At 57.6% G+C, this 21766-nt stretch carries 21 protein-coding genes; all 21 read left to right on the top strand.

The window, feature by feature from the left end; all coding sequences use genetic code 11:
- Positions 1-4: 4 nt before the first annotated feature.
- The 21 genes from DTW89_RS12240 (at position 5) to DTW89_RS12140 (ending at position 21242) form a co-directional block, all read left to right on the top strand.
- Positions 5-886, top strand: coding sequence for a peptidoglycan DD-metalloendopeptidase family protein (locus DTW89_RS12240; RefSeq protein WP_024814582.1), 882 nt, complete (start codon positions 5-7; stop codon positions 884-886).
- 62 nt (positions 887-948) lie between these two features.
- Positions 949-1977, top strand: coding sequence for an RluA family pseudouridine synthase (locus DTW89_RS12235; protein WP_035241619.1), 1029 nt, complete (start codon positions 949-951; stop codon positions 1975-1977).
- A 152-nt stretch (positions 1978-2129) separates the two neighbouring features.
- Complete coding sequence (scpB, locus tag DTW89_RS12230) at positions 2130-2870, top strand: SMC-Scp complex subunit ScpB (RefSeq protein ID WP_024814584.1); 741 nt, start codon at positions 2130-2132, stop codon at positions 2868-2870.
- Positions 2867-4438 (top strand): pseudouridine synthase, encoded by a 1572-nt coding sequence (locus DTW89_RS12225; protein ID WP_081739349.1) that lies wholly within the window; start codon positions 2867-2869, stop codon positions 4436-4438. Before scpB ends, DTW89_RS12225 begins: the two co-directional genes overlap by 4 nt.
- An 87-nt stretch (positions 4439-4525) precedes the next feature.
- Positions 4526-4951: a nucleoside-diphosphate kinase gene (gene ndk, locus DTW89_RS12220; protein ID WP_111868308.1), complete on the top strand. Its 426-nt coding sequence runs from the start codon at positions 4526-4528 to the stop codon at positions 4949-4951.
- Between the two features lie 84 nt (positions 4952-5035).
- Positions 5036-6157, top strand: coding sequence for a 23S rRNA (adenine(2503)-C(2))-methyltransferase RlmN (rlmN, locus tag DTW89_RS12215; protein WP_114656148.1), 1122 nt, complete (start codon positions 5036-5038; stop codon positions 6155-6157).
- A gap of 26 nt (positions 6158-6183) precedes the next feature.
- Positions 6184-7017, top strand: coding sequence for a type IV pilus biogenesis/stability protein PilW (gene pilW, locus DTW89_RS12210; protein ID WP_114656147.1), 834 nt, complete (start codon positions 6184-6186; stop codon positions 7015-7017).
- The gene (locus DTW89_RS12205) at positions 7010-7972 is read left to right on the top strand and encodes a helix-turn-helix domain-containing protein (protein WP_236637126.1); all 963 of its coding nucleotides are present in this window, start codon (positions 7010-7012) and stop codon (positions 7970-7972) included. The genes pilW and DTW89_RS12205 overlap by 8 nt, the downstream gene beginning before the upstream one ends.
- Before the next feature lie 8 nt (positions 7973-7980).
- Positions 7981-9252 carry a flavodoxin-dependent (E)-4-hydroxy-3-methylbut-2-enyl-diphosphate synthase gene (gene ispG, locus DTW89_RS12200; protein WP_114656154.1) on the top strand — a complete coding sequence of 424 codons (1272 nt, stop codon included), beginning with the start codon at positions 7981-7983 and terminating at the stop codon, positions 9250-9252.
- Between the two features lie 147 nt (positions 9253-9399).
- Complete coding sequence (gene hisS, locus DTW89_RS12195) at positions 9400-10665, top strand: histidine--tRNA ligase (RefSeq protein WP_236637127.1); 1266 nt, start codon at positions 9400-9402, stop codon at positions 10663-10665.
- A 14-nt stretch (positions 10666-10679) separates the two neighbouring features.
- Complete coding sequence (locus DTW89_RS12190; protein WP_114656146.1) at positions 10680-11366, top strand: YfgM family protein; 687 nt, start codon at positions 10680-10682, stop codon at positions 11364-11366.
- Complete coding sequence (bamB, locus tag DTW89_RS12185; protein ID WP_114656145.1) at positions 11363-12529, top strand: outer membrane protein assembly factor BamB; 1167 nt, start codon at positions 11363-11365, stop codon at positions 12527-12529. Before DTW89_RS12190 ends, bamB begins: the two co-directional genes overlap by 4 nt.
- Positions 12530-12542: 13 nt before the next feature.
- Positions 12543-13886, top strand: coding sequence for a ribosome biogenesis GTPase Der (gene der / locus DTW89_RS12180; RefSeq protein WP_024814594.1), 1344 nt, complete (start codon positions 12543-12545; stop codon positions 13884-13886).
- 107 nt (positions 13887-13993) lie between these two features.
- Entirely contained in the window at positions 13994-14251 is a 258-nt protein-coding gene (gene hfq, locus DTW89_RS12175; RefSeq protein ID WP_024814595.1) for an RNA chaperone Hfq, read from the top strand.
- 108 nt (positions 14252-14359) lie between these two features.
- Positions 14360-15487 (top strand): GTPase HflX, encoded by a 1128-nt coding sequence (hflX, locus tag DTW89_RS12170; RefSeq protein WP_442858108.1) that lies wholly within the window; start codon positions 14360-14362, stop codon positions 15485-15487.
- A 53-nt stretch (positions 15488-15540) separates the two neighbouring features.
- Positions 15541-16902 carry an FtsH protease activity modulator HflK gene (gene hflK / locus DTW89_RS12165; protein ID WP_114656143.1) on the top strand — a complete coding sequence of 454 codons (1362 nt, stop codon included), beginning with the start codon at positions 15541-15543 and terminating at the stop codon, positions 16900-16902.
- Positions 16903-16911: 9 nt separating this feature from the next.
- Positions 16912-17820 carry a protease modulator HflC gene (gene hflC, locus DTW89_RS12160; RefSeq protein WP_111868299.1) on the top strand — a complete coding sequence of 303 codons (909 nt, stop codon included), beginning with the start codon at positions 16912-16914 and terminating at the stop codon, positions 17818-17820.
- Between the two features lie 18 nt (positions 17821-17838).
- Positions 17839-18024 (top strand): DUF2065 domain-containing protein, encoded by a 186-nt coding sequence (locus DTW89_RS12155; protein WP_024814599.1) that lies wholly within the window; start codon positions 17839-17841, stop codon positions 18022-18024.
- A gap of 92 nt (positions 18025-18116) precedes the next feature.
- Positions 18117-19295, top strand: coding sequence for an ATP phosphoribosyltransferase regulatory subunit (locus tag DTW89_RS12150; protein ID WP_114656142.1), 1179 nt, complete (start codon positions 18117-18119; stop codon positions 19293-19295).
- Positions 19292-20665 carry an adenylosuccinate synthase gene (locus tag DTW89_RS12145; RefSeq protein WP_024814601.1) on the top strand — a complete coding sequence of 458 codons (1374 nt, stop codon included), beginning with the start codon at positions 19292-19294 and terminating at the stop codon, positions 20663-20665. The genes DTW89_RS12150 and DTW89_RS12145 overlap by 4 nt, the downstream gene beginning before the upstream one ends.
- Positions 20666-20717: 52 nt before the next feature.
- Entirely contained in the window at positions 20718-21242 is a 525-nt protein-coding gene (locus DTW89_RS12140) for a phosphoribosyltransferase (protein WP_114656141.1), read from the top strand.
- The last annotated feature ends 524 nt before the right edge of the window (positions 21243-21766 follow it).

Below are 21766 nucleotides of genomic sequence, written 5' to 3'. Positions count from 1 at the left end.
GCTTATGTTGGTATCACGTAGTCTTGTCGTTGGGGTTTCCGTCACGTTGACGGCGCTGGTGCTTGCTGGCTGCGGAACCCGTATGACGAAGGCTCCCGTGGAGGACCGTGGAACGTCTTCTGCCTCGTCGTCGCCTTCGTCAGTGCCTGGCGTGGTGGTGACACCCATCAAGCCCTTGCCGGGGGCTGAGAATGCAGGAAAACCGGGTTACTACACTGTCAAGGCCGGAGATACGCTGATTCGCATTGGCCTTGAAAATGGCCAAGGCTGGAAGGACATTGCGCGCTGGAACAACCTGGACAATGCCAACCTGATCGAGGTGGGGCAGGTGCTGCGAGTGGCGCCCCCCTCGGCCACGGCGGCCACCGAAACGGGCGTGGTGGCGCGTCCTGTTGCCTCTTCGGCTGTTGTTCCTGCTTCGGCTGCCAGCACGCCCAAGCCTGCCGCCAGTGCTGCGGTGGCTGTGCCTGCGCCAATCCCAGCCCCTACCTCCGCTGCGGCAGCAGCCTCATCGGAAGACGACGTTCCTTTCATCTGGCCTGCTTCTGGCACTCTGCTGGCAGGTTTTGATGAGGCCCGTAACAAGGGCTACGATATTTCCGGTAAAGCCGGAGACCCGGTTCTTGCGGCGGCTGACGGGCGGGTGGTGTATGCGGGCGCCGGTCTGCGGGGCTATGGCAATCTCGTTATTTTGAAGCACAACAACACCTTTTTGACCGCCTATGCGCACAACCAGGCATTGCTGGTCAAGGAAGACCAGACGGTGCGGCGCGGCCAAAAAATTGCGGAAATGGGCAGTACGGATGCTGACCGCGTCAAGCTGCACTTCGAAATTCGGCGCCAGGGCAAACCTGTGGACCCTGTCCGCTACTTGCCAGCGCGTTGAGTTTGACTTCTGTCGCACTGTCTGCCGTGCCTGATGCAGACCCAACGGGCCGTCTCGACGAAATAACAGCCGGTAGGGCCGTGTCTGCCGCGGGTTCGGCCGAAACCCCGGATGAACTCGGCTTATCGGATGAGTTTACTGGCCTTGCCGAGGCTGAATCCGAGTTGCGGCAAGTGGTGGTGGGTGTGGCCCAGCATGGCGCGCGCCTGGACCGCGCGCTGGTCGAGCTGGTGCCCGAGTTTTCTCGCAGCTATCTGCAGCAGCTTCTGTCGCAGGGTCTTGTTTCACTGAACGGTCGTCCGGCCACCAAGGCGGCTGTGCGGGTGAAGGCCGGCGACCCGGTCTCGGTCGAGATGCGCCCGACGCTGCAGAGCCAGGCATTTCGCCCGGAGTCGCTGCCCATCGATGTGGTTTACGAAGACGAGCACCTGCTGGTAATTAACAAGCCGGCGGGCCTGGTCGTTCATCCCGCCCCGGGAAACTGGGGTGGAACGCTGCTGAACGGGCTTCTTGCGCGCGATGAAAAGGCGCAATGGGTGCCCCGCGCGGGCATCGTGCACCGCCTTGACAAGGACACCAGTGGCCTGATGGTTGTTGCCAAGGATCGGGCCACTATGGATGCGCTCGTGTGCATGATCGCCGAGCGGGCAGTGCATCGGCAATACCTGGCCTTGGCGCACCGGCCCTGGACGGGGCCCCACAGCCGGACGGTGCAAGCCCCCATCGGGCGCGATCCACGCAACCGTTTGCGCATGGCTGTAGTCGACCTGGACAGTCATCCCGGAAAAACTGCGCGCACGGATGTGCGATGGCTTGCAGGCAATGACCTCGGTTGCTGGGTGGAGTGCACCTTGCACACTGGGCGCACCCATCAGATTCGGGTGCACATGGCATCCATCGGGCACCCGCTGGTTGCCGACAGTCTTTATGGAGGGGCTTATGCTGCGGGAATGGAGCGCCAGGCGCTTCATGCCTATCGGCTGTGTTTTGCGCATCCGGTCTCAGGGCGGGCGCTCGAGTTTCGCGCACCATTGCCGGACGATCTGGCGCAGGCGTTGTCGCAGTGGGGCCTGGGCTACAATCCGCCCTGACGGTCTGCCAGGCCGTGTTCGCCCGAAGGCGGTCTCCCGCCAAGTGGTGCGTCGCTCCAGAGTTTCTTCCTGGTGCGCTCTTGATTGACTCCTGCAGTTGGTGTGGTGCCTGCTATCGGCACATGGCCAAATTTTCCCGGAATCGCTGAACCATGAATACGGTGGATGCCAAACGGGTCCTCGAAACCGCCCTGATCTGCGCTGCGCAGCCCATGGCTGTGCGAGAGCTGCGTGTACTTTTTGATGATGCGCTGGGGTCGGACACACTGAAAGTCCTCTTGCAGGAGCTTCAGCAGGACTGGGCCCTGCGAGGGGTCGAGCTGGTGCAGGTGGCTTCTGGTTGGCGATTCCAAAGCCGCCCCGAAATGCGGGAGTACCTGGACAAGCTTCACCCGGAGAAGCCCCCGCGCTATTCCCGTGCCACGCTGGAGACATTGGCCATCATTGCCTACCGCCAGCCGGTGACGCGCGGAGATATCGAAGATATCCGGGGTGTCACGGTCAATAGTCTGATCGTGAAGCAACTGGAGGATCGAGGTTGGGTGGAGGTCATTGGGCATCGGGAAACCGTAGGCCGCCCTGCGCTGTTTGCCACCACACGCCAGTTTCTGGACGACTTGGGGCTGCAGTCGCTGGACCAGTTGCCGGTGCTGGATGACCCCACCGGTAGCTCCAATGTCCTGGAGGCAATGGCCTCGTTGGGAAACCTGCAGGGCACCTTGGAGATGGATGGAGACGATGTTCCAAACCGCCTTCCTTTGGGCGATGAAGGGTTGTCCGGGATGGATTTGCAAGAGGCGCAGCAGCAGACGCAGGCCAAGCCAAGTGCGGAGACGGATCTCCGTGATGAACAAGTTGGCGCCCCAGGGGGCGTCACGGGAAATAATTTATGAACGATTCCACTTCAGATCCTCAGGACATGTCTCAAGAGACGGAGAGTTCTGACGTCGCAGTGCCTGCCAAAAAAGCTGTAGCACGCAAAAACACCCGCAAAAAAGCGGAGCCAATGGCTGGCGTCGCTGGGGATGTGGTGATTGAGGCTCCAGCCGGGTTCTCCGGCGAGGGCGATGCACTGCACCTGTCGGCGAATCTTGCCGCGGAACATGAGCCCGCACTGGCGTCAGCAGCTCCATTGAGCAATGCCGATGTTCCATCTGACGGCGGAATTACCACGTCGCAGTCGACCGCTGGCAAGCGCGAGGCCGGTGCCAGGCGCCAGGCGACGCCGCGCCCAGCTGGCCTCACCGGGTCTGGAAAGCGATCTACGGCTGCCGCGGTCGATGGTTACCAGTTTGAAGATGTCATTTCGGGTCGTTTCGATGCCGATGAGGTCGGTGGCGAGGCCGTAGCAACCAAGCGCGTGCTGTTGCCTCAGGTGGAAACGCCCAAACTTCACAAGGTGCTTGCGCAGGCCGGGCTGGGCTCTCGTCTGGAGATGGAGCAGTTGATTCTTGAAGGCAGGATCTCGGTGAACAACGAGCCTGCGCACATTGGTCAACGCGTGCAGTTTGGCGATCAGGTGAAGGTGAATGGCAAGCCGATCCGCTATCGCATTGATCCTCCACCTGCGCGTGTTATTGCTTACCACAAGCCTGTTGGCGAGGTGGTTTCCCATGATGACCCGCAAAACCGGCCGACGGTGTTTCGCAAGCTTCCTCGTTTGCAACAAGGCAAATGGCAGTCCGTCGGTCGCCTGGATCTGAACACTGAGGGTCTGCTTCTGTTCACCAGCTCGGGTGAGTTGGCCAACAAGCTGATGCACCCCCGGTTTGGACTGGAGCGGGAATATGCCGTGCGCGTCCTGGGAGCCCTGAGCAACGAAGAAAAACAGCACCTGCTGGACGGCGTTCGGCTGGACGACGGCATGGCTGCGTTTGGTTCGATCGAGGATGGAGGTGGTGAAGGCTCCAATTGCTGGTATCGCGTCACCATATCGGAAGGGCGCAATCGCGAGGTTCGTCGCATGCTGGAGGCGGTGGGCCACGCTGTCAGTCGCCTGATCCGGATCCGCTACGGCGCAATGGTCTTGCCCCGGGGGCTGAAAAGAGGGGCCTGGCTGGAGCTCGATGAGAGCGATATTCGGGCCCTGGTTCAGGCCGCCTCGGCTGGACGCCCGGAAGCCCCCGAGGCCCGCAGCAACGAAGTGCCCACTGGTGGAGACCGGGGGAATCGGAGCCGTGGAGGCGGCGGTAAACGCATGGGTGATGGCCGAAAGCGTCCGCCAGGAGCCAACGGCAGTGCAGGTGGACCGCGTGGACAGGCACCTCGCAGGTCTGATGATCCGAGTGCACGAGGGGGAAACCCGGATCGCCAGCGAGGCAGTGCACAACCCGATCCCATGAAAACGTCGGTCGGATACATTGGCGTGGACAGTTTGTCACGCCACCGTCAGGATCAGCGCCGCACGGGCGGCGGTGGGCGTACTGGCGGCGGCGGGCAGCGTCGCGGCGGAAATCGCTAATTCTTTGGGGATTCCTTGCCCGGTTAGAATCGAAAGCTTTGCCCGACGGGCGAAAAAATTACAGCAACATCACATCAGGAAATCAAAATGGCCATCGAACGTACTCTTTCCATCATCAAGCCCGACGCAGTTGCCAAGAATGTCATCGGCCAGATCTATGCCCGCTTTGAAGCCGCTGGCCTCAAGGTCGTTGCTGCCCGCATGGCGCACCTCTCGCGCCTGGAGGCTGAGCAGTTCTATGCGGTGCACAAGGCACGTCCTTTCTTCAAGGATCTGGTTGATTTCATGATTTCCGGCCCCGTCATGATTCAGGCGCTGGAAGGCGAGAACGCGATTTTGAAGAACCGCGAACTGATGGGTGCAACGGATCCCAAGAAGGCTGAGGCCGGTACCATTCGTGCTGACTTTGCAGACAGCATTGATGCCAACGCCGTGCACGGTTCCGATGCGCCTGAAACTGCTCAGGTGGAGATCGCGTTCTTCTTCCCAGGCATGAACGTCTACTCGCGCTGACATGATCGTCCCCACGCTCGTTCCAATGCTGTTGGATAAAGCAAGCGCTGGGGGCAGCTGCGACCGATTTTGGACGCGGCAACCATGAAAACCAATCTTCTTGAATTTGACCTCGACAGGTTAGCCGACTTTTGTGGGCAGCTCGGAGAAAAGCGGTTTCGTGCCACGCAGCTTTTCCGCTGGATTCACCAGCGGGGGGCTGATGATTTTGATGCCATGAGCGACTTGGCTGCTGCCTTGCGCGCCAAGCTCAAGGGCTGTGCGCATGTGCAGGCCCTGCCTGTCATCAGTGAGCATGTCTCGGCCGATGGCACCGTCAAATGGCTATTTGACGTGGGCGGTGGCAATGCTGTCGAATCCGTTTTTATTCCTGAGGATGACCGGGGAACCCTTTGTATATCGTCGCAGGCCGGCTGTGCGGTTGGGTGCCGGTTTTGCTCGACCGGGCACCAAGGCTTCAGTCGCAATCTCACCACGGGTGAAATTGTTGCGCAGCTGTGGTTCGCCGAGCACGCCTTGCGCAGACGCCTGGGATCATCTTCCCGCATTATTTCGAATGTGGTGATGATGGGCATGGGCGAGCCGCTGCAAAACTATGCTGCCCTTGTGCCCGCGCTGAAGGTTATGCTGGACGACCATGCTTACGGACTGTCGCGTCGGCGGGTCACAGTGTCTACGTCGGGCGTTGTCCCCATGATGGATCGCTTGTCGCAGGACTGTCCGGTGGCCCTTGCAGTTTCGTTGCATGCGCCCAATGATGCGCTGCGGGATTTTCTGGTTCCGCTGAACCGAAAATACCCGATCCAGGAGTTGCTGGAAGCTTGCCACCGCTACCTTGAACATGCGCCAAGGGATTTCATCACATTTGAATACTGCATGCTCGATGGCGTGAACGATCAGATTGAGCATGCCCATCAATTGATTGAGTTGGTCAAACCAGTTCGTGGCCACGCGATCCGCTGCAAATTCAACCTGATTCCTTTCAACCCATTTCCTGCCTCAGGACTCTTGCGTTCTTCTCAGGCACAGGTCGCCGCTTTTGCAAAAGTACTAAGTGGCGCGGGAATTGTCACGACAGTGCGCAAGACGCGCGGGGATGATATTGATGCCGCATGCGGCCAACTGGCCGGCGATGTCAAAGACCGTACGCATGCGGCTGCGCGCATGGCAAAGCAACGCACAATCGTGCTCAAACAGGTGACTTAAGTCGCTACTTATTAAGGAGGCGCTACATGGTGGGATCGATTGGACGCTGGCAGCAATATTGCCGCTGGACGCTCATGGCTTGTGGTGCCTTGACCTGTTTTTTTGCGCTTGGAGGATGTGCGACCAATGGCGGGACATCGGCGCCTGAATCCTCTGCGGATCTGGTGACGCCGTCCGACGAACCTGAAGCGCGCCGCCGTGCCCGAATCCGCTTGGAGCTGGCATCCAATTATTTCGAGATGGGGCAAACTGCCGTCGCTTTGGATGAGGTCAAGCAATCGCTTGCATCTGATCCGACCTATGCCGATGCCTACAACTTGCGCGGTCTCATCTATTTGCGCCTCAACGATTTTCCGCAGGCAGAAGAGAGTTTTCGCCGGGCACTGGCTTTGCGCCCTGGCGACGCCAATCTCTCGCACAACTTTGGCTGGCTTCTGTGTCAGCAGAAAAAATACGCAGAAGCTGATCAGAACTTTTCCCGTGCACTGAACAATCCTGCCTACGCTGCGCGCAGCAAAACATTGATGGCGAAGGGACTTTGTCAAGTTGGCGCTGAGCGCTTTGCAGAGGCCGAGCAGTCGCTGATCAAGGCCTACGAACTGGATGCTGCCAACCCTGTGGTTGGCTATCACTTGTCGGCACTCCTTTTGCGTCGCAATGATCTGAGTCGTGCGCAGTTTTACATCCGACGTCTCAATAACAGCGAATACGCCAACGCAGAATCGCTGTGGCTGGGGATCAAGGTAGAGCGTGCTTTGGGCGACACCGTGGCTATGAGGCAACTCGCTGATCAGCTGCGCAAGCGGTTCCTTGATTCGCGTGAGTGGGGTGCTTTTGAACGCGGGGCATTCAATGAGTGAGTTGTTGGTTGCGTCGTCTGCAGCTGACACGCCTGGCCAAGGTATGTCAGTGACGGCGGGTGCATTGCTGCGAGATGCCCGTGAGGCGGCAGGGCTGCACATTGCCGCATTGGCCGTTGCCCTGAAGGTGCCTGTTGCCAAGCTTGAAGCACTGGAGGCGGATAATTTTTCTGCATTGCCGGACATGGTGTTCGTCCGTGCACTGGCGTCCAGTGTCTGTCGCACCCTCAAGATAGATCCTCAAGCTGTTCTGGCGCTTCTGCCCCAGGGGGAGGGACCTAGACTCTCTGCCGGAGATGTGGGTTTGAACGCGCCCGTCAAGGGATTCGCCGGTAGATCGTCTGCGGCTCCGTTCAAGGGGGCCGGCACCAGATCCTTCGTATGGGCTGTTGGCTTGTTGTTGATCGGCGCGGCTTTGATGATGTTCCTGCCCCGGGGCCTGGATGCGGATTTATCGGCTTTGCTCAAGCAACCGGAAACAACTACAAAAATTCCGATGCCTACAGGGAACGTCGCGCAGGAAATTTCGGTTGCAGTGGGTGCAGAACAGCGCGTCCCTTCCGCTGCCCCTGCAGCTGCAGCTGCAGCTGCAGTTGGTGTGGGTGTCGAATTGCCTGCTGGGGAATCGATCAAGCCTGCTGGAATCGCTTCACATCCCATCGTCTTGCCGTCGGTGGAAGCATCTGCCCCCAGCAGCGCGCCTGCCGCCGATGCACCCTCCGGTGTTCTCGCTTTCAAAGCACGTAGCGAGTCGTGGATACAGGTTCGTGATGCGGCAGGTGCACTGGTCTTGCAGCGCAATTTGGCGCCCAATGAGCTGGTTTCTGTGTCCGGCGTGTTGCCGCTGGCTGTTGTGATCGGGCGGGCAGATGCCACGGAAGTTTTTGTTCGCGGCAAGCCCTACGATATCGGGCCCGTTTCCCGTGAAAATGTCGCTCGCTTCGAGGTGAAATAGTGGAAAAAATGGTCAGCGATACTGCAGCGATCAACGTGGCGGCACCGTCTCCTCGCCGTTCCAGGCAGGCGCAGGTGGTGTGGGGCTCTCGCATAGTCACGGTGGGTGGTGATGCGCCTGTGCGCATCCAGTCCATGACCAACACGGACACCGTAGATGCCATCGGCACGGCAATCCAGGTGAAAGAGCTCGCTCAGGCAGGGTCTGAGTTTGTTCGTATCACCGTCAACACACCGGAAGCGGCAGCAGCGGTTCCGTATATCCGGGAGCAACTCGACCGTATGGGGGAAAGCGTTCCTTTGGTCGGGGATTTTCATTACAACGGGCATCGGCTCCTGACGGATTTTCCGGATTGTGCACAGGCACTGTCGAAGTACCGTATCAATCCGGGCAATGTTGGCAAAGGTGACAAGCGTGATCGCCAGTTTGGCCAGATGATCGAAGCTGCGATGCGGTGGAACAAGGCGGTTCGCATCGGTGTCAACTGGGGGAGTCTTGATCAAGAGCTTCTTGCCAGCCTGATGGATGCCAATAGCCGCCGACCCCTCCCCTGGGATGCGCGCCAGGTGATGTATGAAGCGCTGATCACCTCGGCAGTGGAATCGGCTCGTCGTGCTGAAGACATGGGTCTGGGCGGCAACCAGATCATCCTGTCGTGCAAGGTCAGCGGCGTTCAGGATTTGATCTCGGTTTACCGTGAGCTGGCACGCCGTTGCGACTATGCGCTCCATCTGGGGCTGACAGAAGCAGGTATGGGCACCAAGGGAACTGTCGCCTCTGCCACCGCCTTGTCGATCCTGCTGCAAGAGGGTATCGGCGATACGATCCGGGTTTCGCTCACGCCCCAGCCGGGGGAGGCCCGGACGCAGGAAGTTGTGGTGGCATCTGAGATTCTGCAGTCGTTGGGATTGCGGATGTTCGTGCCCAGCGTGACAGCCTGTCCCGGCTGTGGTCGCACCACCAGCACAACGTTTCAGGATCTGGCCAAACAGATTGATGATTTCCTTCGTGCGCAGATGCCCGTGTGGCGTGTGCGTTATCCCGGTGTGGAAAGTCTCAAGGTTGCGGTCATGGGGTGCATCGTGAACGGCCCTGGTGAAAGCAAGCATGCGGATGTCGGAATCAGCCTTCCAGGAACCGGCGAGGTGCCCGCGGCTCCGGTGTTTATCGATGGTGAAAAAGCCCTCACGCTACGTGGTGACAACATTGCCAATGAATTTCACCAGATTGTCGAAAACTACATTGAAAAACGGTTTGGTGCCGGATCCTCGGCTGCATAGCCGTAAGCCGGTCACCGCAGGGTTGAACTGCCAGTTGTTGGCAAGCCCTGTTTCTCGTTTTCCCATTTCCAAAAGAAAAATATTGCTGTGAGCATAGAAAAAGGAACCCTTGTGTCGAAGCTTGAAAAGCTGACCGCTGTCAAAGGCATGAACGACATCCTGCCACCCGAATCCGCACGGTGGGAATGGCTGGAGAGCAAGGTTAGAGCACTCATGGAGCGGTATGCGTATCGCAACATTCGTACTCCCATTGTGGAGCCGACTTCGCTCTTTGTGCGCGGCCTGGGTGAGGTCACTGACATTGTCGAGAAGGAGATGTACTCTTTTGAGGACCGCTTGAACGGCGAGCAATTGACTTTGCGGCCGGAGGCAACGGCGGGAGTGGTGCGTGCGGTCGCTGAACACTCCATGTTGTATGACGGTGGAAAACGTTTGTATTACATGGGTCCGATGTTTCGCCATGAACGCCCGCAGCGGGGACGATACCGTCAATTTCATCAGATCGGTGCAGAAGCGCTTGGGTTTCCTGGTGCGGAACTGGATGCTGAATTGATTTTGCTTGCCAATGCGTTGTGGAAAGAGCTTGGCCTGCAAAACGTGCGCCTTGAACTCAATAGTCTGGGACAGCCAGACGAACGCAAGGCGCACCGAGCTGCTTTGATCGGCTACCTGGAGCACCATACAGATGCTCTGGATGAGGAGGCTCGCCGTCGCTTGCACAGCAATCCCCTGCGAATTCTGGACACGAAGAATCCTGCCATGCAGTCGATTGTCGAGGCGGCACCTCGATTGATTGATTTTCTCGGCGAAGCGTCCCTCAGCCATTTCAATGCAGTGAAGGCCATTCTGGATGCCAACGGAGTGTCTTGGCGGGTCAATCCTCGCTTGGTGCGTGGGATGGATTACTACAATCTCACCGTGTTTGAGTTTGTTACCGACCAGTTGGGCTCACAGGGCACCATTTGCGGTGGGGGACGCTATGACTATCTTGTCGAGCAGATTGGTGGCAAGGCCGCTCCTGCGGTTGGCTGGGCGCTTGGAGTAGAGCGCGTTCTGGAGCTCCTGAAAGAGCAAGGTGGAGCCATTCCCCCGGTATGTCCGGATGTATATGCTGTTATCCCGGATATGACGACCTTGCCTATTGCCATTACAACCCTTGAGCGTTTGCGTGGGCACGGTGTCCGCGTGCAGATGCATGGTGCCCCTGTGTCGGGTGAGGGCATGGGTAGCATGAAATCCCAGTTTAAGAAAGCAGATGCCAGCGGTGCACGGTATGCGCTTGTTTTTGGATCAGATGAGTTGGCGCGTGGCGTGGTGCTGTGCAAGTCATTGCGAGATGGCAGTGGCATGCAGACCGAACACCGCCTCGATAGCGTTTCCGAGTGGGCCAGCGCCCTGCAATTTTCCCGTTAATTCCAAATATATTCATGGCCAATCACCTCGATCTCGAAGAACAAGAGCAGCTTGATCAACTCAAGCATTTTTGGAATACCTGGGGGACATTGATCAGTGCCTTGGCAATCTTGATTTTTGGCTCTGTAGCAGCCTGGAATGGGTACCAGTATTGGCAGAATCGCCAGGCAATTCAGGCGGCAGCACTTTTTGACGCCGTGGATGTAGCCGCTCGTGCCGGTGACCAGGCTCGCATGGAGCAGGCATTCGGCGATCTGCGCGCCAGCTATGCGGGAACAACGCAGACAGCCCAAGCTGGGCTGATGCTTGCAAAATCCATGCTGGATGTCGGCAACATCAAAGGCGCCAGTGAAGCATTGACTTGGGTTGCAGAAAAGGCCAGTGATGACGGCTACAAGGCGCTTGCCAGATTGCGTCTTTCCAGTGTACTGATGGATCAGAAGGAACTGGACGAAGCGCTCAAGCAGGTCTCGGGTTCATTTCCAGCCGAGTTCGAGGCGGTTGTCGCGGATCGCAAGGGGGACATCTTGATTCTGCAGGGGAAACAGGATCAAGCCGTTACTGAGTACAACCGCGCATTCAAGGCGTTTGATGACCGCGTGGAATATCGCCGTTTGGTGGAAGTCAAGCTCAACGCACTGGGTGTCCGTCCACAAGGTGCTGATGTGGCTGCTGGTGCAACACCTGAGAACAAAAAATGAGATTCGCTCTAACCTCGTGTTCCTCGCCTTGGATCTCGCACGCCAGGCATGTCGCGTCCGTGCTTTTGGTCGGGGCAGTTTTGAGTGGTTGCTCTCTCTGGGGCGGGAGCTCCAAGCCTGTGCCTGCAGATCTTGGGCCCAATGTGCCCGTGCTGGGGGTCAACCATGTATGGACCGCGCGGATCGGAAGCATCGCGGGCCTTCCTTTGGATATGCATGTCAGCGGCCATGTGGTGACACTCGCATCGGCGGACGGCGTTGTGGTTGCTTTGGATGCTCGCTCAGGGGCAGATCTTTGGCGCACGGCGCTGGGGGAGCCTCTTTCGGCCGGTGTGGGAAGCGACGGAAAATGGACTGCCGTAGTTTCCCGCGGCAATGCTTTGGTGGTGATGGAGTCTGGTCGTGAGCTTTGGCGTCAGCCTCTGCAGACGCAGACATTCACAGCCCCCTTGGTTGCAGGAAACCGCATTTTCGTCCTTTCTGCTGACCGGTCGGTTTCTGCCTACGATGCAATGACGGGGCGACGTTTGTGGATTCAATCCCGCCCGGGTGAGCCTTTGGTGTTGCGCCAATCCGGGGTGCTTCTGGCTGTGGGCGACACGCTGGTGGTCGGGTTGTCAGGACGACTCGTTGGGTTCAATCCTGACAATGGCAGTGTACGGTGGGAGGCCCCTCTCGCCAGTGCCCGTGGCACCAACGACGTGGAGCGTTTGGTTGAACTGGTAGGCCGCGTTTCTCGTGTCGGCGACAGTGTCTGCGCACGCGCATTTCAAGCGACGGTGGGCTGTGTGAACACTTCACGGGGAACCGTGGCCTGGACACAACTTGCTGCTGGAAGCGATGGCATCCATGGTGACGGCGAACTTGTCTTTGGGTCTGAGAGCAATGGCTCAATGATTGCCTGGAGAAGAGCCGATGGTACGCGTGCGTGGACATCGGATAGGCTCAAATTTCGAAAGTTAACGGCTCCGCTGCTCCTTGGGCGGTCGGTTGTTGTAGGGGACGATGCCGGGCTCGTGCATCTGCTGTCTCGCAACGACGGCAGTCCCTTGAATCGCTTGACCACGGATGCCTCCGGCATCGCCGCCGCGCCGGTTGTCGCTGCGGATACCTTGGTGGCCGTAACCCGCAATGGCGGGATATACGGCTTCCGTCCTGATTAATGGATTGCATTCAATGAAGCCAGTTATCGCCCTCGTGGGGCGTCCGAACGTCGGAAAATCCACGTTGTTCAACCGTCTTACAAAGTCGCGGGATGCCATCGTGGCCGACTTTGCTGGATTGACGCGCGACAGGCACTACGGCAACGGCAAGCAAGGCAAGCACGAGTACATCGTTATCGACACAGGGGGATTCGAGCCAGACGCATCGAGCGGCATCTACCGCGAGATGGCCAAGCAAACGCAGCAGGCAGTGGCGGAGGCCGATGTGGTGATCTTTGTAGTGGATGCCCGCGCGGGTGTTTCGGCACAGGATCACGATATTGCGAACTATCTGCGTCGCCTTGGCAAACCGTGCATTCTGGTGGCAAACAAAGCCGAGGGCATGCTGCAGGGCATTCAGCTGGCAGAGTTCTATGAACTAGGCCTTGGAGACGTCTACCCTGTGTCAGCCGCCCACGGACAGGGTATCCGGGGGCTGGTCGATCTTGCTCTTGAGCCGCTTCATTTGCCGGATCCGGACGACACCGAAGAAAGCGTCGATAAAGGCGTGATCAAGTTGGCGGTTGCCGGTCGTCCCAATGTGGGCAAGTCCACCCTGATCAACACGTGGCTGGGTGAAGAGCGGCTGGTGGCATTTGATATGCCGGGCACAACGCGCGACGCCATCACGGTGCCTTTTGAGCGCAACGGGCAACGATTTGAGTTGGTAGACACTGCCGGTCTGCGCCGCAAGGGGAAGGTGTTTGAAGCAATCGAAAAGTTCTCGGTGGTTAAAACCCTGCAGGCGATCGAGTCAGCGAATGTAGTGTTGCTGTTGCTGGACGCCACCCAGGGTGTGACAGACCAGGACGCACACATTGCGGGCTACATTCTTGAGAGCGGGCGCGCTGTGGTTCTGGCCGTCAACAAGTGGGACGCCGTCGATGACTATCAGCGCCAACTACTTGAGCGCTCCATTGAGACACGGCTGGCATTCTTGAAATTTGCAGCAATGCATTTCATTTCGGCGAAAAAGAGGCAGGGTCTTGGCCCCCTGTGGGTTTCCATTGCCCAAGCGCACAAGGCGGCTACCTGCAAGATGTCGACACCGGTGCTTACACGAGTGCTTTTGGAGGCGGTGCAATTTCAGGCGCCCAAGCGCGCGGGCATGTTCCGCCCCAAGATGCGTTACGCCCACCAAGGCGGCATGAATCCACCGGTTATTGTGATCCACGGTAATTCCCTGGAGCATGTGACAGATGCTTTCAAGCGGTTTCTGGAGGGGCGGTTCCGCAAAGAATTCGATCTTGTGGGGACGCCGCTGCGCATTGAAATGAAGACTTCTCACAATCCCTTTGCCGACAAAGACGCCAGTTAGAGCAAGAGTGTGAACTGCGGAGGGGTTTGACGCAGGTCTATGCTTGGCTGCGGTGCGCGCTGTGGTAAGGTGCTGGTTTACAACAACACTTGAACACGGAGCATATCGTGAGCAATAAAGGCCAACTTCTGCAAGATCCTTTCCTGAACGCCTTGCGCAAGGAGCATGTGCCGGTCTCCATTTATCTGGTGAACGGTATCAAGCTGCAGGGACAAATCGAATCATTTGACCAATATGTGGTGTTGCTGCGCAACACAGTGACCCAGATGGTTTATAAGCACGCCATATCCACAATTGTGCCGGGACGTGCAGTCAATTTCTTGACACCAGACGCCGCCCCGGATGCCGACAACAGCGGCGTCTGATTGGGGATGGCGTCGCACAGCCGACCATCAAAGGTCGGCCCCGCAGATGGGCCGGTTCGTTTGAGTTCCACTGATTCCACTCGCACTCCCAGCGCTCCAGTACTTTTGGTGGGCGTCGATTTCGGGCTTCCCCATTTCGATTCAAACCTCGAAGAGCTGGGGTTGCTGGCGCAAACTGCTGGTCTTGAGCCCGTTGCGCGCATCACGTGCAAGCGCAAGGCGCCGGATGCTGCGCTTTTTGTCGGCTCGGGCAAGGCGGATGAGATCCGTATGCTTGCCCAAATGCACGGTGCCGTAGAAGTGCTTTTTGACCAATCGCTGAGTCCCGCACAGCAGCGCAATCTCGAGCGTCATCTTGAATTGCCGGTGAATGATCGAACGTTGCTGATTCTGGAGATTTTTGCGCAGCGAGCACGCAGCCACGAAGGCAAACTGCAGGTCGAATTGGCTCGTCTGCAGTACCTGAGTACTCGCCTCGTTCGTCGATGGTCGCACCTGGAGCGTCAGCGGGGCGGAATCGGTGCGCGTGGGGGGCCGGGCGAAACTCAGATTGAGCTTGATCGCCGCATGATCAGCGACGCTGTCAAACGCACCAAGGAACGCCTTGTCAAGGTGAAGCGCCAGCGCTCGACCCAACGGCGCCAGCGTGAGCGGCGTGAAACCTTCAATATTTCCCTGGTGGGCTATACCAACGCCGGTAAATCGACCTTGTTCAATGCCTTGGTAAAGGCCAGGGCGTATGCTGCTGATCAGCTGTTTGCAACACTGGATACAACAACGCGGCAACTGTATCTGGGGGAGGCCGATAGATCCGTGTCGCTATCCGACACCGTCGGCTTTATCCGAGATTTGCCGCACGGCCTGGTAGATGCCTTCCAGGCCACGCTGCAGGAGGCGGTGGATGCGGATTTGCTGCTGCATGTCGTCGATGCATCCAACCCCAACTTTCCTGAGCAGATCGATCAAGTTCAACGGGTGTTGCGCGAGATCGGTGCGGCCGATATTGCCCAACTGCTGGTGTTCAACAAACTTGATGCGGTGCCGCCTGAGCAGCGCCCCGCCTTGTTGCAGGATATGTACGACCTGGACGGTCGACCAGTAGACCGTCTGTTTGTCAGTGCGCAGACTGGTGAGGGTCTAGGTGCGCTGCGGCAGAAATTGGCCCAGACCCTACTCGCGGCCCAGACTGACATGACCCCAGGCGATCTCGCTGAATTCCCGACCGAAGCGTCTTGATTGGGCACAATGCCGGTTGAAACAATGTCATCAGAGAACCAGAGATTTTGCGCATGAATTTCCAAGACCGTAACCCACGCTGGGCCATGCTGCCGGAACGCATCCGTGGGATGTTCAATTTGAACGATCCACGATGGGGGCGCGGCGAGGACAAGGCAGAGGATGGCAGTCGCCCTGAGTCTGAGCGCCCACCAGCACCGGCTGCTGGGGGGCGTGGGCGTGATTCCGGCCCCACCGGGCAACCGCCTGATCTGGATGAATTGTGGCGCGACCTCAACCGTAAGCTGGGCGGGCTGTTCGGCAACAAGAACGGTGGCTCGCGCGGTCCTGGTGGGGGCAATGGAGGTGGGTTTCAACCAGACATGAAGAGTGCTGGCGTGGGCATCGGGCTCATTGCCGGTATTGTTTTTGTGATCTGGATGGGGACCGGTATTTTTATCGTCCAGGAAGGTCAGCAGGCAGTCATTACGCAATTTGGCAAATACCAGAGTACGAAAGGGGCTGGTTTCAACTGGCGTCTTCCTTATCCGATCGAGCGTCACGAACTGGTTTTTGTGACCCAGATACGATCTGCTGACGTGGGGCGGGACAATGTCATCAAAAGCACCGGGCTGCGCGAGTCGGCCATGTTGACCGAAGATGAAAACATTGTCGAAATCAAGTTTGCTGTCCAGTACCGCTTGAGCGATGCCCGGGCTTGGCTTTTTGAAAGCAAGAATCCAGCAGATGCCGTGGTGCAGGCTGCAGAGACTGCGGTGCGCGAGGTGGTTGGCAAGATGCGTATGGACACAGCTTTGGCTGAAGAGCGCGATCAGATTGCACCAAGGGTGCGCACGTTGATGCAGACAATCCTGGATCGCTACAAAGTGGGCGTGGAGGTGGTTGGCATCAATTTGCAGCAAGGAGGCGTGCGCCCACCTGAGCAGGTTCAGGCATCTTTTGACGATGTATTGAAGGCTGGGCAGGAGAGGGAGCGGGCAAAGAACGAAGCGGAGGCCTATGCCAACGATGTGATTCCACGTGCTGTTGGCTCTGCTTCGCGCCTGAAGGAAGAGGCGGCCGCTTACAAGGCCCGCATCGTGGCCCAAGCCCAAGGTGATGCACAACGTTTCACTTCCGTTCTGGCGGAATACCAGAAGGCCCCTCAGGTTACGCGTGACCGGATGTACCTGGAGTCCATGCAGCAGATTTATGGCAACGTCACCAAGGTGTTGGTGGAGTCCCGGCAGGGTTCGAACCTACTCTATCTGCCGCTGGACAAGATCATGCAGGGAGTTGCGCAGTCGTCCGGCGCTGTTGAAGTACCCGCCAGTGGCGGGGCGGTTGCGGTGCCGTCATCGGCTGCGGCCGGTAGTTTGTCGAACGATTCCCGTGCGCGTGACAGCAGTCGCACGCGTGACCGTGAAACCCGATAGGAGCATTTTGTGAACCGAGTTGGATTTATTGCTTCTACCGTTCTGGTAGTTCTCGCATTGATGAGCTCCATGCTCTTCGTGGTGGATCAGCGCCAGTTTGGTGTGCTGTACGCCCTCGGGCAGATCAAGGAGGTCATCACGGAACCGGGGCTGAACTTCAAGCTGCCGCCCCCATTTCAGAATGTGTCCTATATCGACAAGCGGTTGTTGACGCTCGACAGCACGGATACCGAGCCCATGCTGACGGCGGAAAAACAACGCGTGGTGATCGATTGGTATGTGCGCTGGCGCATTTCCGAGCCGACCGAATACATACGTAATGTCGGACTGGATGAGACTGCTGGCGCAATGCAGCTCAATCGGGTGGTGCGCAATGCGTTTCAGGAAGAAATCAACAAGCGAACCGTCAAGGAACTCTTGTCACTCAAGCGAGAGGACTTGATGGCGGACGTGAAGCGCGAGGTTCTGGAAACCGTCCGCGGTGCCAAGCCTTGGGGTGTAGACGTTGTCGATGTTCGCATTACCCGGGTGGACTATGTTGAGGCGATCACGGAATCCGTCTATCGCCGTATGGAGGCAGAGCGCAAGCGCGTGGCCAATGAGTTGCGTTCCACGGGCGGAGCTGAAGGGGAGAAGATCCGTGCCGATGCGGATCGTCAGCGCGAGATCACCATTGCCAATGCTTATCGCGATGCGCAAAAAGTGAAGGGTGAAGGGGATGCCGAGGCCGCGCGCATTTATGCTGAATCTTTTGGCCGCGACCCTCAATTTGCTCAGTTCTATCGCAGTCTTGAGGCTTACAAGGCAAGCTTCAGCAAGAAGAGCGACGTTATGGTGCTGGACCCTTCTTCGTCTGAGTTTTTCAAGGTCTTTCGAGGTGGCTCGAGTTCCCCCGCTGTGCAGCCGGCCCGCAAATGATGCCATTGGCTGCATTACATGGAGTTGACCGATAGTCTCTGGACGGCGTTCGCTTTGGTGTTGGTGATCGAGGGGCTCTTGCCGTTCCTGTCACCTGCCAGCTGGCGCCGTGTATTTACGCAAATGGTGCAGTTGCGTGATGGCCAAATTCGGTTCTTTGCATTGCTTTGCATTCTGTCTGGCATCGTGATGCTGCTTTTCTGATTCTGCCGAGCGCGACTCCCAAGCCTGCGGGGGCTTTCGGGATGCTTCGTCCCTGCCGGTAGAATCGCGTTTTTAACAGCCTTCCAATTTCCATGTCTGCTTGGGTCCTGCCGGATCACATTGCCGATGTCTTGCCGTCTGAAGCACGGCACATCGAAGAATTGCGTCGCGGGCTGCTTGATACAGCCCGCTGCTATGGCTATGAGCTTGTCATGCCGCCCTTGCTGGAGCACCTGGAGTCTTTGCTGACGGGAACCGGCGAGGCGCTGGATCTGCAGACCTTCAAGTTGGTCGACCAGCTCTCTGGTCGGTCACTAGGTTTGCGTGCCGACACCACACCCCAAGTCGCCCGCATTGATGCCCATTTGTTGAATCGCAAGGGCGTAACCCGGCTGTGTTACTGCGGCCCGGTGGTGCACACGCGCCCTGACCGTCCTCATGCGACGCGTGAGCCTCTGCAGTTTGGCGCAGAAATTTATGGCCATGCCGGGTTGGAAGCTGACCTTGAGGCTGTGCAGCTATCCCTGGATTGCCTGCGGGTTGCGAATGTGCAGGACACCAGCGTGGACCTTGCTGACGTGCGTATTGTTCGTAGTTTGCTTGCCGGTGTGCCGGTGGATGCCCCTTTGCTTCAGTCCATCCACACTGCTTTGGCAAACAAGGACGCCAGTGAGTTGGCCTTCCTGTCACGCGATTTCCCCGTGGCATCGCGCGAGGGCTTGCTGGCGTTGTTGCAGATGTATGGCGACGAAGAGGTTCTTATTGAAGCAGAAAAAGCACTGCAGCGCACGCCTGGCGTGCGCGAAGTGCTATTGAATTTGAAGTGGCTGGCCTCCCGTGTTCAAGGCGTCCGTGTTAGTTTTGATCTGGCCGATTTGAGGGGCTACGCCTATTACAGCGGAATGCGCTTTGCCATCTATGCCCCTGGCGCCAGCGATGCGTTGGTGCGAGGTGGGCGCTACGACGAAGTCGGTGCCGTGTTTGGTCGCAATCGGCCTGCCGCTGGCTTCAGCCTTGACATCAAGCAGGTGGTGAGCGTGGTGTCACCGCGCTTACTCAAGGCTGCCATCCGGGCACCGTGGGGCGATTCGGAAGACGTCCATGCGGCCATTGCGGCGTTACGCAGCTGCGGCGAAACCGTAGTCTGCGTGTTGCCGGGGCATGAAAGCGAAGTCGATGAGTTCCATTGCGACCGAGAACTAGTACCAGTCTCTGGCCAGTGGATCGTGCAAGCTATTGAAGCAACTGACAATGAATTGGGTTTGAGATGAAAGTTACCAAAGGTCGCAATGTGGTCGTGGTCGGCACCCAGTGGGGTGACGAGGGAAAAGGCAAGCTGGTGGACTGGTTGACGGAGAGTGCGCAGGGCGTTGTCCGTTTCCAGGGCGGCCACAACGCCGGGCATACGTTGGTTATCAATGGCGTGAAGACCGCGCTGCATCTGATTCCGAGTGGCATCATGCGACCCGGCGTCAAGTGCTACATTGGCAACGGGGTGGTGCTGTCTGCAGCCAAGCTTTTCGAGGAAATTGAGGGACTTGAGAAAGCCGGTGTGGAGGTGCGTTCACGCCTGCGCATCAGCGAGGCCTGCCCTTTGATCCTTCCATTCCATGCAGCGCTTGACGTTGCTCGGGAGGCCGCCCGTGAGCAAGGCGGCACGGAAAAGATTGGCACCACCGGCCGGGGGATTGGTCCAGCTTATGAGGACAAGATTGCCCGCCGTGCGTTGCGGGTTCAGGACCTCAAGTATCCCGAACGGTTTGCAGCGAAGTTGCGCGAACTCCTCGCCTTGCACAACCATGTGCTGACAACTTTTTTGGGGTCTGGCAAGTTCGTTTTTGGTGACGCCCTCACTCCTTACATCCGCGATGGCGAGGTGCAGTTCGATGCGGTCTACACCGAGGCCATGCACCACGCAGAACTTCTCAAGCCCATGATGGCAGACGTTTCGCGGGAACTCAACGACGCGCACCAAGCGGGTGATAATCTCCTGTTCGAAGGTGCGCAGGGCACCCTGCTTGATGTGGACCATGGCACCTATCCTTACGTAACCTCCAGCAACTGTGTCGCAGGCAACGCCGCCGCGGGTTCGGGTGTTGGCCCCGGCATGCTCCATTACATTCTTGGTATTACCAAAGCCTACTGCACACGCGTAGGTGGCGGACCATTTCCTACCGAGCTGGATTGGGAAAAACCCGGAACGCCTGGCTATCACATGAGCACTGTGGGTGCCGAGAAGGGTGTAACGACTGGACGCAGTCGCCGTTGTGGCTGGTTTGATGCAGCTTTGCTCAAGCGCAGTGCTCAGGTCAACGGTCTGTCAGGACTGTGCATCACCAAGCTTGATGTGCTCGACGGGCTGGATGAACTGAAGCTGTGCACCGGCTACAAGCTCGACGGTGAGCTGATTGACCTGTTGCCGATGGGCGCAGACGATATTGCCCGTTGCCAACCCATTTATGAAACGATGCCGGGCTGGAGCGATTCAACGGTCGGTGTGACGGACTACTCCAAGCTGCCCCTTGGTGCAAGGCAATATCTGGAACGCATTGCGGAAGTTACCGGTGTTCCGATTGCCATGGTTTCCACAAGCCCGGATCGTGATCACACCATCCTGATGCGCCATCCCTACGTGGCATAACACTCTAGGCGCTTATTTTTGAGCGCTACCAGCTATCAAATCAGGAGCGAACATGTTGACGGAAGACGGCAAACATCTCTACGTGAGCTATGACGAGTATCACAGCCTTATCGAAAAACTTGCTCTAAAAGTGTATCAGTCGGGATGGGAGTTCGACACCATCCTTTGTCTTGCTCGAGGTGGATTGCGTCCAGGAGATATCCTGAGCCGCATCTTTGACAAACCTTTGGCAATCATGTCGACGAGTTCCTACCGTGCTGAAGCCGGTACGGTTCAAGGTCACCTGGACATCGCACGCTTCATCACAACCCCCAAGGGCGAAATTGCAGGGCGTGTGTTGTTGGTAGATGATCTGGCAGACTCCGGTCATACGCTGCATGCGGTGATCGACATGCTCAAGACGAGCTACGCTCCCATATCGGAGTTGCGAAGCGCGGTTATCTGGACGAAGGGGCAGTCAACTTTCACGCCTGACTATTCGGTGGAGTTCTTGTCCACCAATCCTTGGATCCACCAGCCGTTCGAGGGCTATGACAGCTTGGGACCCGACAAGTTGCTTGAGAAGTGGAAAGTTTGAGGGCCGCTGGTATGGCATTCTAAAAATGCAGATGACGTGTCCCCGCATTTCCGGTTTTTCTCATTTTTCCATGCTATAGTCATAGGCTTCGCTGTTCAGAGGCGTCCCTGTTGGGTTGGTCTGGGTGGTGGAGAAGAAGGTTTGCAAAGAGGTGTGATTTTGGGTTTGATTGGGTAAAAACCCGGTATATAATTCAAGGCTGCGCTGAGAGTAGCGGGTTGCTGGAGACGGTGGCTGGTGAAGAAAGTGCAAAGACCTTCGGGTTGACAGGGTTTTAAAAAGCCTGTTATAATTTAAGGCTCAGCTGATCGCAGCTAAGTCAAGAAATCAAGAAAGCTTTTGCTGTTTTGGTATCTGGTTCATTAAAAATATACAGCCGATAAGCGTGGGCGTTTGATGGCGAGTGCCAAGTTCTTTGGAACTAGTGCTTAGCACTACAAACGCTCATGAGAGAGAAGTGAAGTTCACTTCAATTCTTAATTATGAGTTGCTCGAAAGAGCGAAAAAAATCAAGATCGAACTGT

Origin of the sequence: Acidovorax sp. BoFeN1 (assembly GCF_003345135.1) — a bacterium.
Lineage (GTDB): Bacteria > Pseudomonadota > Gammaproteobacteria > Burkholderiales > Burkholderiaceae_C > Acidovorax > Acidovorax defluvii.
Note: the sequence above shows the minus strand (reverse complement) of the source record. Positions and strands in the feature narration are given on the sequence as shown.